This window comes from Mucilaginibacter sp. OAE612, assembly GCF_041806395.1.
GTDB lineage: Bacteria > Bacteroidota > Bacteroidia > Sphingobacteriales > Sphingobacteriaceae > Mucilaginibacter > Mucilaginibacter rubeus.
The window spans coordinates 2,359,701-2,372,150 of sequence record NZ_JBGMUW010000001.1 but is presented as its reverse complement, the minus strand read 5'-3'; the positions used below and the strand labels follow the sequence as shown (position 1 = coordinate 2,372,150).

Here is a 12,450-nt window from a genome sequence, read left to right as displayed (position 1 = left end):
AAAAATATAAAAATTTAATTAAACCAACTTATCTATCGCCAGTCATAATTATGTATTACAATTCAGGTATTAACTAAAATTTACGACCATGAAATTTATCCGATTTTCAATAATAGCTTTTGTGATGATGTTTTCATTTCAATTTGCAAAAGCTCAAAGCATAAGTATCAGCGCGCATTTTGGCCGTCCTTATCATAGGGTAGTTTACACAAGTGGATATTACGAAGCACCTGTTTACTATGGCAGGGACGTTTATTATGACCGTCCTGTTTATTATGGTCGTCCGCGCTATTACGCAGCAAGATATTATGATGCGCCGGTATACTATCAAAGACACTATCGTGTTCATCGTTATTGCAGGCACTGGTAAAAAAATAAAGCCTCCGGGTTGCCGGAGGCTTTATTATAATATGTAACTATGCCAGTATAAAACGATCATATACATTAACCAATGCCATTTAGATGTACACAAAATTAGCCCCCGTTAAAAATGAGAGGTTTTAAGGGTTGTGTAAAAATACAGGCAGTTATTACTCAAATATTACTTGGTTCTATCCTTAAAAAAAGAATGTAATGCCCGTTGCGTAAATTCTGATAAAACCAGCTCACCACTTATAGCCGCACGTTGTTTAAGCAATTCATCCCAATCAGCAGTGCCTTCCCAAAGTACCTGTTTTAAGCCAGTAAGTGCTGCCGGGTTATATGAAGCTAATTTTTGAGTAAGCTCATATACAGCCGCATCAAGACTAGGAGTATCTTCATAAACCTCATTATACAAGCCGTTTTGCTTTGCCCATTGGGCAGTTTGAAAATCTGACGCGCTGATAGTGAGCTGTGAAAATGCTGATAACCCTATTTTACGGATCACAGCGGGGGCTATCACAAAGGGGCCAATACCTATAGTAAGCTCACTTAACTTTATTGATGCTGCCTCGCTGGCCAGGCTATAATCGGCAGCGGCGGCAAGGCCAACCCCACCTCCAACTGTTTTACCCTGTACCCTCGCAATTATTATTTTAGGGCATTTGCGGCAGGCACTAATCACGTTAGAAAACCCTTCAAAAAATAACGCGCCGGTCTCCCTATCCTTAATTTGCAACAGCTCGTCAAAGCTTGCCCCCGCGCAAAAAGTACGATCGCCCGTGCTTTTTAAAACAATGACTTTTGTTTCCGGATCATTACCGGCGCTGAATACCGCATCGGCAAGTTGTTTTAATAGCGCCGAGGGCAGGGAGTTTTGTGCCGGATGATAAAAACAAATGGTAGTTACACCATCAGGCTCATTTACAATGGATACATTTCCGTTTTCGGCAGGCATATTTTATTTTTTATATCAGATGGTTTTCCAACCAATATCAGAAGTATTTATGTCAACTGCAATTTTGAGCCTAAAAAACAGTCATTTACTTTTCAAGCAAGGGCAGCTCAAAATAAAAAGTAGCGCCTGCACCAAGCTCACTTTCTACCCCTATATCGCCGTTATGATTATTAATGATCTCAGCCGAGATATAAAGCCCCATACCAAGGCCGCTCGTCATAAATTTTTTATCTTCGACACGATAAAACCGCTCAAAAATATGCTCGATTTGCGCGGCAGACAATCCGATGCCAAAGTCTGTTACTGATACACGCACCTTACCGTTTATATTCCGGGTTTCAATAATGATATTTTTATTCCCGGTTGAATATTTTACAGAGTTGTTAATGAAATTTACCAGTACCTGCTCCAGCCGGCCAGCATTTCCATCTATAAAAAAATCATTTTCCGATTTATTGATAAAATTAAATTCGGGATAAAGGTGGATAGCATTTTCTAAAGTTGACGCTACCAGTTCACGAAGGTTTACTTTCGCCATGGCATATTCAAGGCCTCCCGCATGAATTTTGCTTACATCAAGCAAATCGTTAACCAAACGCTGAAGCTTATTTAAAGCAGTGCCGGCCTTTTCAATATATTGTTTTACTATTGATGGTACTTCCTCCTTTTTATAGGCCAAAATAAGCTGTAAATAACCTTTCAGGCTGGTTAAAGGTGTTTTAAGTTCATGGCTGGCCACACCAATAAACTCATCCTTCAAATCAAGCTGCTTTTTCTGTTCCTCAATGTCGGTCGCGGTACCTACCCAAAAAAGGATTTCCCCGTTATCATCTCTTAACGGCACTGCGCGGTTAAGGTGCCAGCGATAAGTATTATCCCAGCGGAGGTACCTGTTTTCCAATTCATAAACACTCCCGCTTTGCAAAGATTCGAGGTAAGCACTCATTGTTTTTTGCAGATCATCTGGGTGTACGATCTGTTGCCAGCCCCAGCCTGCTGTTTCACCATATCGCCTGCCCGTATAATCAAACCAGCGCTGATTATAAAAATCAACTTCGCCACCGGGCAAATTCGTCCAGGTCATTTGAGTAATGTTATTAGCCAGCAACTTAAAATGTTCCCTGCTGATAAGCAAATCATTGGTACGCTCCCTCACAGTATCTTCCAGATCATTATTCAGCCTCTCGGCAATATTCTGGGCTTCTTCAAGCTGATCATTTTTAATTTTCAGCTCCCATTCGGTTTCCTTTTGAGCAGTCAAATCGGTCAGGATCAAACTCAATGCCGTTCCTTCATCAAGGTCAAGCGTGGTAGATGATAATAAACAGGGAGTCAGTTTACCATCCCGATTTGATAATAAAACCTCGCCCTTGCAATCGGCATTCCAGCCATCCCTGATTATCTGCTTATACTTCTCCACCGAAACTTCGGCAACAAAAGTGTTCAAATCCAGCCCGATCACTTTTTCCAAGGGTTCATTAACCATAGCCGCAAAGCTCGAATTGCTATATAATATCGTACCATCGCTATTCAACGTAACAGCTCCCTCGTTCATTTTTTCAATGAAAACGCGGTAGGTTTGATCGGCCGTTTTCAACGTATAAAGCTGGTGGCCTTCATCATCTTTAACTATAAAAGCATCAACCTGACCATTACGAATAGCAGAAATGACGTCGGTAGCTTCTTCTAATTGATATCGAAGCTTATTGTTTTCCGCAAGCAACTGCTCATATGTAAGTTTGTCCGGCTCCATAATTAGCTTTCTGTAAGTATTCCCAGCCCTTTTAAAACTTTGTCGGTGTTTGACATATCTCCGATAAGCTTACGTTCGACGCCGGGAGATTTTTTAATAAGTAAAGGCAATGCTATGATCTGTTCTTCCTTGGCAATGAGCGGTTGCTGATAGACATCAATTATCTCGAGCTCGTAATTAGGCTTAAGGTACTGCTCACAAATAATTTTCAAGTTGGCTATTGCCCTGACAGAATTGGGCGATGCTCCAATTACAAATAAACGCAATCGGAAAAATTGACTTTCTCCCTGATCTAAAGGCAACTGGTTTTGCTCGGTCATCTAACTATTTACTTACTGGTATTATATTCAATCCAACCAAAACTTTTTCCTCGTTGCTCAAGTCGCCTATTATTTTGCGAATCGGTTCAGGTACTTTTCTTACCAGCGTGGGGATTGCAAATATTTGATCCCCTTCGGCCAGTTGAGGCTGCTGCAGCAAGTCAATTACTTCAATAACATACTGACCTTTCAAATGTTCTTCACAATATTTTTTTAGGTTGGTGAACGCGGTAACTGATTTAGCAGTTTTGCCCGCTACATACAGCCTTAACTCATATTTTATAACTTCATCCAGTTCCATTATTTTTTACTTTTTGATTTACTTTTAAGCGTATCCGCATTTCCGCGGCGGATATCGGTTATCTCCTGGCGGTTTCTTTCTATAATATTCTGTTTTAATTCTTCTTCCAGGTATATTTTATTTAATTCCTCCTCTGTCGATTCAAATTCGGCCTGCAAGCTTGCAATTTTTGATTCAAGCATCATACGCCGGCGCAATATCTCTTTATCTTTACGGGATATTGCGAATTCCCTCAATGCGACGCCTGTTTTTTCTCTTAATTTTTGTGCTTCCCTGGCCGATCCTGTAAGCACTCCATCAGGGCCAAGATAAACATCAACCAGGCTTAACCCTTTATCGGTAATGGTAAACTCGCGTACCTGGTTTGAGTGGCTCATCCCACGCGATTTCATAATATATAACCCCCTGTTGCGTTCACCGTTCGATTCGATATCCCTTACAAGCAGCCAGGTATCAACTAATGATGAGACGCCTTCGTCGGTTTGTTCACTTACCACCGTATTTAAACTGAGGGCAGTAAACATAACCGTGATCTGTTCGTCCTGTAAAAAATCTATCAGCCTAATCAGCATCGATTTTACTTCACTTACCGAACCCACCGTAATGAGGTTTGTAATCGGGTCGAGGATCACCGCTGCGGGTTTAAATCTTTTAATAATCTTATAAATAGCAACGAGGTGCATTTCAAGACCGTAAAGCGTAGGACGCGAGGCATGAAATTCAAGTAAGCCATTGTCAATGTGTTTTTGCAGGTCGAGATTGATTGATTTCATATTGCGAAGGATCTGCTTAGGCGATTCCTCGAACGCAAAATAAAGGCACTTCTTTTTGTTATTGCAAACCTCATTGGCAAAGCAGGCCGCAATACTTGTTTTGCCGGTGCCGGCCGTGCCCGAAACCAGGATACTGCTGCCCTGAAAAAAACCCTTGCCTCCAAACATGCTGTCAAGGGAAGGTATCCCCGATGAAATTCGTTTTGATGATACTTCTTTTTCGAGAACTAAAGATGTTACCGGAAGCACGGAAATGCCATCTTCATCAATTAAAAATGGATATTCGTTGGTACCATGCTGTGTACCACGATATTTTACCACGCGCAAACGACGGGTCGAGATCTGATTTACAACCCTGTGATCAAGCAGGATCACACAATCTGAAACATATTCTTCAAGCCCCTGCCGTGTCAATGACGAGCCGTCACCTTTTTCGCCGGTTATAATAGCAGTTACACCTTTTTCCTTTAAAAAAGTAAAAAGCCTTCTAAGCTCGGCCCTCAATATAATTTGGTTTGATAAACCCGAAAAAAGATTTTCCAGGGTATCCAGTACTACTCTTTTTGCCCCGATGCTGTCAATAGCAAAGCCCAAGCGGATAAACAAACCTTCCAGATCATATTCGCCTGTCTCCTCAATCTCGCTTCGGTCTATATGCACATGATCAAGTCTTAATTTTTTATCATCCTGGAGTTTAATTAAATCAAACCCAAGCGATGCTACGTTCGAAGCCAGTTCATCTGCCTTTTCTTCAAAAGCCATAAAAACACCGGGCTCATTAAACTCGGTAGCTCCCCTTACAATAAACTCAAGCGACATAAGAGTTTTACCGCAACCCGCTTCACCACATATCAGTGTTGGTCTTCCATTAGGTAAACCACCGCCCGTTATTTCATCTAAACCGGTAATACCGGTAGGAGTTTTGGGCAATTGCTCAAACGTTATAAGCTGCTGTTTTTTATGCAATTTGGTCATAATAAATCCAATCTGTTTAAACTACCCGTATACCACAACCATCAAGTATACAGGATTTTGTTTTATTGGTATGGTAATAGTGATACTTATAAAATTGTTTTGGCATAATTGATTTTGTGAAGTAAAAAAATCAAAAAACTTGGTGAAATTACTGTCCCAGATAAATCTCCCCATTATACAAACCTTTGAAACCTCATATCACCAAATTCTCTAAAAACAGAAGTAAACATTTATACAGGTATACCGTTTAAAAAACAAGGCATACGCTTCTGTAACCCGTTTTTATCAATAATTGCAGTTATATTAATATAACTGCATACTCATTAATTGAAAATTATGATGTATGAATTGAGATTTTGATCTTAATTATTATAGCCTATATTTATAAATATTATTTATATAATGAATAACGACGCCGGCCTTCATCAACAATTAAGCGAAGATATTTTCCGTATGCTGATAAGGGAGTCTCCTACCCCGGTAGCATTATATATTGGCGAAACAATGGAGATCAGGATTGCCAATAAAGCCATGATAGATATATGGGGGAAGGGCGATGATGTTATTGGGCATAAATATTTTGACCTACTGCCCGAATTCGAAGAGCCGGGCTTTCATGCAATATTATCAAATGTATACGATAACGGTACGGCTTATGAATGGAAAGAGCAAAGGGTTGATGTTATGGTTGACGATAAACTTGAAGAATTTTACTTCAACTTTATTTTTAAACCATTACGGAACAATGATGGTGAAGTTTGGGGTGTGCTGAATACAGCTACAGATGTTACCGAACTGGTTAACACCCGCAAAAAGCTGGCTGAAACTGAACAGCGTGCTCAATTTGCCCTGCGAGCTGCCGAACTGGGTACCTGGGATTTAAACCCCAGATTAGAAACCGCAACATGGGATGACCGCTGTAAAGAGCTTTGCGGTTTTCGAAAAGATGATGAGATAAAGTATCATGATCTGTTGAAATTTGTCCACCCGGAAGATGAGCAACGCTTGCGAACAGCAGTAATGCAGGCTTATGATCCTGTAGGCAATGGTAATTATGATATAATCGTCCGCACTGTTGATGACACAGGACACTTGAAATACTGGATTCACCTGAAAGGTAAAGCGTATTTTAACGATAATCATGAGCCCATCCGCTTTGCAGGTACCGTACAGGATATAACCCGCGAAATATTAGATAAACAGGAACAACAAAAACTGATTGCGCTGATTGATAAAACAGCCGACGTGGTTGCAGTAGGCAGCATGGACGGTTCTGTAACCTATATCAATAAAACGGCATACACTATATTAGGTATCGGGAGTACAAAGGAGGCTTTAAAACCCGGCGTTGAATATTTTGCAGATCATGAAGCAGACAAAGTAATTAATGAGATAAACCCCGCTGTACAGCAGTACGGTAAGTGGGAAGGTGAAATGCACTACCGGCATTTTAAAACAGGAGAGAATATTCCGGTTTACGTTAACTGTTTCAGAATCGATGATCCGTTAAATGGCTTGCCTATTGGTATGGCATCCGTGGCCCGCGATCTGCGCCCCGAAAAAGCGGCAAGAAATGAGCAGTATAAATTATTGTCGCTTATTAACCATAGCTCAGATTTTGTAAGCCTATCCAACCTTGATGGTAATGTAACCTATGTAAATACCGCCGGGCGAAAAATGTTAGGTATAAAAGGTGCCAACGGGCACAGGAGGCACAACAGTGAATATTTAATGCCTGATGAGCTTGATAAGCTGAGGGACAAAGTAAATCCAATTTTAATGAAGCATGGTAAATGGAGCGGTGAAGTACTTTACCGTCATTTCCAAACCGGCGAAGCCATACCTGTGTACGGTACCACCATGCTGGTTTATGACGCTGTAACCGGCTTGCCACAAGGCCGGGCTTCAATTGCAAGGGATCTGCGAAGGGAAATTGCCGATAAAAAAGCCCTTACTGATAGTGAACGATTGCTTAAAAACATCACTAATGCATCGCCAACAGTACTTTGGATGGCCGATGCTGAAGGTAATATCACTTACGTAAATCAAACCTGGGTTGATTGGACCGGCATTAAATATGAGGATAATATGGGCGCAGGATGGATCAACGCGCTTTTAGAAGAAGACAGAACCAGGGCTGCTGAAAAGTTCTTAACCGATTTAAATGCCCGCCGGTTCTATGAAGTTGATTTTAGGATCACACGCAGGGATGGTGAAATAAGATGGTGTATAGCCACCGGCAATCCGCAATACAATGAACAGGGGGAATTTACCGGGTACATAGGTGCTTGTACTGATGTCACCGATAAAACACTTGCCGAAAGCGAAGTGAAATTACGTAACAGGGAATTGAATAACCAGATCAGGCAGTTTGAGTTTGTTACTGGTTTTATGCCAGTGCAACTTTGGACGGCCCGCACGGATGGTCAGGTCGACTACTTCAATCAACGTGCTGTAGATTACTTTGGCGCCCAGGCAAATGAAATAGCAGCATCCTGGCTCAATGCTATTCATCCCGATGATAGGGATGCTTGTGTTGAGGCTTGGAACTATGCAGTGAACACGGGTAATGTTTACCAATGTGAATTTAGATTAAAAGATAAAGATCAAAACTACAAGTGGCATTTGTCCAGGGCTTTACCCTTTATCATTGACGGTAAGATCATTAAATGGTTTGGCACTAATACAGATATTGATGAGCAGAAACAACTACAACGGCAAAAAGATGATTTTTTAGGTATTGCAAGTCATGAATTGAAAACCCCGGTTACCAGCATAAAAGCATATGCCCAGGTATTGGGTGCTATGCTTAGCAAAGAAGGCGAGCAAAAAAAAGCCGAAATGGTACTTAGGATGGATGCCCAGATTAACCGTCTTACCAACCTCATAGGCGATCTCCTTGATGTTACCAAGATTAACTCGGGGAGGCTACAGTTTAATAAAACATGGTTCGATTTTAATGAAACACTACAGGAAACTGTTGAAGACCTGCAGCACACTACCCAAAAACATAAACTTATCCAAAACTTTACCCCAACAGGCCGTATCTATTCAGACAAAGATCGTGTAAGCCAGGTTATTACCAACCTTATTACAAATGCTATCAAATATTCTCCGCATACCGATACCATCATCATCAGCACCCGCCGCGAAAACAATGAGGTGATTGTTTGTGTGCAGGATTTTGGCATCGGCATACCCGAAGACAAGAAGGACCGGGTGTTTGAGCAATTTTACCGGGTAAGCGGGAATAAGCAGCATACTTTCCCCGGTTTGGGGTTAGGATTATACATCTCTTCAGAAATTATTAAGCGAGAAGGCGGCAGAATGTGGGTAAACAGCATTGAAGGCAAAGGGTCTACTTTTTGCTTTGCATTACCTGTAGATGATATCAACAGTTAATGATCTGTTGGATAGTTTACAATCAGGTAAATTTATCACAGCTAATTTCAGAGGGTTTAACCAAGCCCTTACGCCTAAAATGGATACAAAGAACAAGAAAATCATGATTGCGGATGATGACCCCGGCATTGTAGATGCTGTGGAAATGCTGCTTGAATTTGAAGGCTATGAGGTAACGTCAACCGTAGATGGTACAACAGTACTTGATATGAAAGACGAACTCCCCGACTTGCTACTGTTAGATATCTGGATGAGCGGCGAAGACGGTCGCGATATCTGCAGGAAGCTAAAACAAGACGAGCTAACCAAAGATATACCTGTTATCATGATATCGGCAAGTCGCGATATACGTGATTCTGCAATGATGGCCGGTGCAGACGACTTTTTAGCCAAGCCTTTTGACATGGATGATTTACTAAAAAAAGTGGCCTATTTTGTTCAAAAACCTTAATAATAGACAACAAGCATCAATCAACTAAATAAACATTACCCCTCTTCGGAAAGAACCTTATGGCGGCCGTCTCACCCGGCCGCCGGTTTTTCCCGTTGCTTAAGTATCCCTTTAAAATTAATATAAAACTGACATGCTAAAATGCTATTACGCCTCTCCGGGATAAGTCCTCGCGATGGCCGTTTTATCCGGTCGCCGATTCATCCAGTTGTATTTTATGGCATGTAGTTAAACTGGTCATTTCACTGGTCAACCTAACTAAAATATAAAAACATTAACCCATATGATACGTTATTTATTAAAACAAAACAATAACGCCATGGGAGTTTTACAGCACGTACAACATCAGATCTCGGCACTGAACGATCTGATCAAGATAAATAACGACCGGATAGCCGGATATCACAAGGCTACCGAAGCAACAGATGAAACCGGATTGAATTTACTTTTTAATGAATATATTGATCAAAGCAAAAATTACGTTAGTGAAATACGCGATTACATTCATGTATTAGGAGGAGATCCAGCAGACGGTACTACCCTCGCGGGGAAATTTTATCACGCCTGGATGGATGTAAAATCGGTTTTTGTTAGTAAAGACAGCCGCTCGATACTTTCGGATTGCGAATATGGCGAAGATATAGCAAAAAAAGCTTATCGCGCCGCGCTTGACGATAAAGAGTTGATATGGGAAGATGAGCAGGTTGTAACCCTGCTTAATAACCATTTAGAAGGTTTAAAAAAAGCGCATGATACCATTAAATCGTTAAGAGATACGGTTAATGCCTGATCATAATTTTTGTTATATTGAGCAAATGAACAATTCAAATCAATCATTTTTTTCGGCATGCCGCATACCTGGTCAATACGCTAAGGTTGCCTGCACACAGGATAAGGTAATTTATACGCTTTCGCAATTAAAGCAGGCCACAGTTGCTGATATAGCGTTGAAGTTAAGGGAGTATGAACCAACGGTAAATACTTTCACACATGAGAAAAACACAATTGAAGTGCTTGACTATTTGTTTGCCCGCGGTTTGGTAAAGATCACCAAACAAAACGGCGAGTTAAACTACAACCTGGTTAAGGCTTAAGCAGGCTGTAGTTTAATGCATTTTATTACATACCTGGCGCAAGTGGTTTGGCCGAAACTACGCTGTCAACTACAAAAACGCTCACCCCTCTCCATGGCAGCGTGTGCAGGTATTCTTTATAGTGAAGTTCTAAAAATGAGCCAGCGTTGCTGCTCAGTTCTTTTGCTACTTTTTCGTCGGTTACCGAAAATATAAATTCATTTGAGCCAATTGTGCCCCCTGTAACCTGTGTGCGGAGCCCGCTTTGAATTAACCTGCCTTCATAAGTTTTAAATACGTAACCTTTCTTTACAAAATAGTTCATAGTACCGGCTTTGGTTCCCTCGCCAAAAACAAAATAATATCGATAGTAAAAAAAGCCTACTATAATCAGTAGTAATATAAGGGTGATAATAACCTTAGTTTTTGTTTTCATCGGAGATTTTATTTGCTAACTAAGCTACAAAAACTTAGCAGGTAAGCAAACATTTATATCATGACAATGGCCTGTTTAGTTTGCCGGCTTCTCTCCTTCTTTGATTTTCGTGAGGGTCACTTTTTTAAAAGACTCCACTAAGAAGGTAACCAAACCGCTTAGGCTAAAAGGTGGATCATTGGTAGTTAGCGTAAGTTTGTCCTTATTGTTTTCAAAATCGATATCCAGGTAATAATTAGGTGCATCTGTAACCTGGCTACCCTGTTTCCAATCGTACATCTTTTTTAGTTCGCTCCGTTTTAGCCAATAGTTGAGGCTATCAAGTTGCTGGTTAGTAAGCTTCCCGGCATAATCTCCCTTATAGGGATCTGCAAACTCGCCGCCTTTTAATCGATAAGTGCCATCTGCCCAAATATTGATCAGTAATTGAGGGCAATTGCCATAACAGGTTGAGGAGAGGAAACGAAGTTTTGAAAATTTGATCCCGTTATCGAAACTAGCCTTATAATTTTTAAACTGTAAGGGAGGGCGACCAGCTAATTTTATAGCATTATCATTAACAGCTTTGATAGTCAATTTTTTGCCATCAAAATAGTTGATGATAAACTTAGAAACATCAATATGCTGTTGTTTAAAATTATCTGCACTGGTAGTATATGTATCAATTATTTTAAGCGTATCATGCTCTATTTTGTATTTGTTTTCGTGTTTCTTATATCCATCCAAATTAAAATAAACCTTGCCGCTATTAAAATAAAGATAACCGAGGTCTTCGGTAATCCATTGTTCCGACTCAACAGTTGCATGCTGGCCCGATACTGTGCCACATAGGATAGTTAGCAATAAAACAAGCAGGGATACGCTTTTCATTTAAATTTAACTTACAAACTCAAATAATATTGGGTAAGGGATTCAAAATCGTCAAACTTATGATCATAGTCATCCGTATTACCAAAGCCGTAACTAACAAACACAAATGGTATACCGGCAAGGCGCGTTTGTTCAGCATCGCCATTAGTATCGCCTATGTAAACCGGGTTCTGCAAATTGTGTTTATTCATGAGCAGATGCATATTGTGGTTTTTAGGCATCTGGTTGGTGCCATAAGCCATACTATCTGTAATAACTTCATTAATGCCTGCCCATGTTAAAAACAACGGAATAATACCAACAGCACAGTTACTTAATACAAATAATTTGTATTTGCCTGCCAATTGTTCCAGGCCTTTAGTAACTCCTTTATACATAATACCACCGCTGGTTGGTAATATTTCGCGCCTTACCTGGTTTACCGCATTGTAGATCTCCATCCCCTTTTCCTCATCAAATTCGGGCAGCATTACCCGTGTAAGCTTTTTACCATCCATACCTATCACGTGCAGCAGTTCATCTCGTTTAATAGTCCTTTGAATATCAAGCTTTTGAAATATCAGGTTCCATGATTCGGCGTAGGTATCAACGGCATCCCAAAGGGTTCCGTCCATATCAAAAATGAGGCTATCGGGTTTCTGCATTAGCTAAAAGTATGTTTTTCGCTAAGATGAAAAATTAACGGCAATTAATGTTCATGTTTTCTTCATTATTAATCCTCACCTTAGCATTGTGATAAGGTTAACGCGGGTCGGCTTAGCAGGAGGCTGAGCCCGCA

The 12,450-nt window shown here is 40.6% G+C and carries 13 protein-coding genes; 5 read left to right on the top strand and 8 right to left on the bottom strand.

Annotated features, from left to right (window positions below; translation table 11 throughout):
* The first annotated feature begins 88 nt into the window (after positions 1-88).
* Positions 89-370: a hypothetical protein gene (locus tag ABID99_RS09920; protein ID WP_139159947.1), complete on the top strand. Its 282-nt coding sequence runs from the start codon at positions 89-91 to the stop codon at positions 368-370.
* Positions 371-541: 171 nt separating this feature from the next.
* Here the strand turns inward: ABID99_RS09920 and ABID99_RS09915 are convergent, their stop codons facing one another.
* The 5 genes from ABID99_RS09915 to kaiC all read right to left on the bottom strand — a co-directional run bounded on the left by ABID99_RS09915 (position 542) and on the right by kaiC (position 5,440).
* On the bottom strand, positions 542-1,318 hold the full coding sequence (locus tag ABID99_RS09915; protein ID WP_188832352.1) for an enoyl-CoA hydratase/isomerase family protein: 777 nt from the start codon (positions 1,316-1,318) through the stop codon (positions 542-544).
* Positions 1,319-1,403: 85 nt separating this feature from the next.
* A complete protein-coding gene (locus ABID99_RS09910; RefSeq protein ID WP_090526012.1) occupies positions 1,404-3,071 on the bottom strand; it encodes an ATP-binding protein in 1,668 nt (555 codons plus the stop codon).
* Positions 3,072-3,073: 2 nt separating this feature from the next.
* Positions 3,074-3,391 (bottom strand): circadian clock KaiB family protein, encoded by a 318-nt coding sequence (locus ABID99_RS09905; RefSeq protein WP_090526013.1) that lies wholly within the window; start codon positions 3,389-3,391, stop codon positions 3,074-3,076.
* 4 nt (positions 3,392-3,395) lie between these two features.
* On the bottom strand, positions 3,396-3,692 hold the full coding sequence (locus ABID99_RS09900) for a circadian clock KaiB family protein (RefSeq protein ID WP_373613597.1): 297 nt from the start codon (positions 3,690-3,692) through the stop codon (positions 3,396-3,398).
* Positions 3,692-5,440: a circadian clock protein KaiC gene (kaiC, locus tag ABID99_RS09895; protein WP_090526015.1), complete on the bottom strand. Its 1,749-nt coding sequence runs from the start codon at positions 5,438-5,440 to the stop codon at positions 3,692-3,694. Before kaiC ends, ABID99_RS09900 begins: the two co-directional genes overlap by 1 nt.
* A gap of 402 nt (positions 5,441-5,842) precedes the next feature.
* Between kaiC and ABID99_RS09890 the strand changes: the two genes are divergently transcribed.
* From ABID99_RS09890 to ABID99_RS09875, 4 genes are all read left to right on the top strand, one after another.
* Positions 5,843-8,842 carry a PAS domain S-box protein gene (locus ABID99_RS09890; protein WP_373613596.1) on the top strand — a complete coding sequence of 1,000 codons (3,000 nt, stop codon included), beginning with the start codon at positions 5,843-5,845 and terminating at the stop codon, positions 8,840-8,842.
* Positions 8,826-9,293 carry a PleD family two-component system response regulator gene (locus tag ABID99_RS09885; protein WP_308421683.1) on the top strand — a complete coding sequence of 156 codons (468 nt, stop codon included), beginning with the start codon at positions 8,826-8,828 and terminating at the stop codon, positions 9,291-9,293. Before ABID99_RS09890 ends, ABID99_RS09885 begins: the two co-directional genes overlap by 17 nt.
* Before the next feature lie 283 nt (positions 9,294-9,576).
* Positions 9,577-10,083 (top strand): PA2169 family four-helix-bundle protein, encoded by a 507-nt coding sequence (locus ABID99_RS09880; protein WP_090526017.1) that lies wholly within the window; start codon positions 9,577-9,579, stop codon positions 10,081-10,083.
* Positions 10,084-10,108: 25 nt separating this feature from the next.
* Positions 10,109-10,387 carry a hypothetical protein gene (locus tag ABID99_RS09875; protein ID WP_139159948.1) on the top strand — a complete coding sequence of 93 codons (279 nt, stop codon included), beginning with the start codon at positions 10,109-10,111 and terminating at the stop codon, positions 10,385-10,387.
* A gap of 25 nt (positions 10,388-10,412) precedes the next feature.
* Here the strand turns inward: ABID99_RS09875 and ABID99_RS09870 are convergent, their stop codons facing one another.
* From ABID99_RS09870 to ABID99_RS09860, 3 genes are all read right to left on the bottom strand, one after another.
* The gene (locus tag ABID99_RS09870; RefSeq protein WP_090526019.1) at positions 10,413-10,802 is read right to left on the bottom strand and encodes a hypothetical protein; all 390 of its coding nucleotides are present in this window, start codon (positions 10,800-10,802) and stop codon (positions 10,413-10,415) included.
* 75 nt (positions 10,803-10,877) lie between these two features.
* The gene (locus ABID99_RS09865; protein ID WP_176627070.1) at positions 10,878-11,672 is read right to left on the bottom strand and encodes a DUF6438 domain-containing protein; all 795 of its coding nucleotides are present in this window, start codon (positions 11,670-11,672) and stop codon (positions 10,878-10,880) included.
* Positions 11,673-11,683: 11 nt separating this feature from the next.
* The gene (locus ABID99_RS09860) at positions 11,684-12,316 is read right to left on the bottom strand and encodes an HAD family hydrolase (RefSeq protein WP_176627072.1); all 633 of its coding nucleotides are present in this window, start codon (positions 12,314-12,316) and stop codon (positions 11,684-11,686) included.
* Positions 12,317-12,450 lie beyond the last annotated feature (134 nt).

What these genes read in the sequence shown, in the direction of transcription:
- ABID99_RS09920 (WP_139159947.1), top strand. Translation starts at nt 89, where the DNA reads ATGAAATTTATCCGATTTTCAATAATAGCTTTTGTGATGATGTTTTCA.
- ABID99_RS09915 (WP_188832352.1), bottom strand. Translation starts at nt 1,318, where the DNA reads ATGCCTGCCGAAAACGGAAATGTATCCATTGTAAATGAGCCTGATGGT.
- ABID99_RS09910 (WP_090526012.1), bottom strand. Translation starts at nt 3,071, where the DNA reads ATGGAGCCGGACAAACTTACATATGAGCAGTTGCTTGCGGAAAACAAT.
- ABID99_RS09905 (WP_090526013.1), bottom strand. Translation starts at nt 3,391, where the DNA reads ATGACCGAGCAAAACCAGTTGCCTTTAGATCAGGGAGAAAGTCAATTT.
- ABID99_RS09900 (WP_373613597.1), bottom strand. Translation starts at nt 3,692, where the DNA reads ATGGAACTGGATGAAGTTATAAAATATGAGTTAAGGCTGTATGTAGCG.
- kaiC (WP_090526015.1), bottom strand. Translation starts at nt 5,440, where the DNA reads ATGACCAAATTGCATAAAAAACAGCAGCTTATAACGTTTGAGCAATTG.
- ABID99_RS09890 (WP_373613596.1), top strand. Translation starts at nt 5,843, where the DNA reads ATGAATAACGACGCCGGCCTTCATCAACAATTAAGCGAAGATATTTTC.
- ABID99_RS09885 (WP_308421683.1), top strand. Translation starts at nt 8,826, where the DNA reads ATGATATCAACAGTTAATGATCTGTTGGATAGTTTACAATCAGGTAAA.
- ABID99_RS09880 (WP_090526017.1), top strand. Translation starts at nt 9,577, where the DNA reads ATGATACGTTATTTATTAAAACAAAACAATAACGCCATGGGAGTTTTA.
- ABID99_RS09875 (WP_139159948.1), top strand. Translation starts at nt 10,109, where the DNA reads ATGAACAATTCAAATCAATCATTTTTTTCGGCATGCCGCATACCTGGT.
- ABID99_RS09870 (WP_090526019.1), bottom strand. Translation starts at nt 10,802, where the DNA reads ATGAAAACAAAAACTAAGGTTATTATCACCCTTATATTACTACTGATT.
- ABID99_RS09865 (WP_176627070.1), bottom strand. Translation starts at nt 11,672, where the DNA reads ATGAAAAGCGTATCCCTGCTTGTTTTATTGCTAACTATCCTATGTGGC.
- ABID99_RS09860 (WP_176627072.1), bottom strand. Translation starts at nt 12,316, where the DNA reads ATGCAGAAACCCGATAGCCTCATTTTTGATATGGACGGAACCCTTTGG.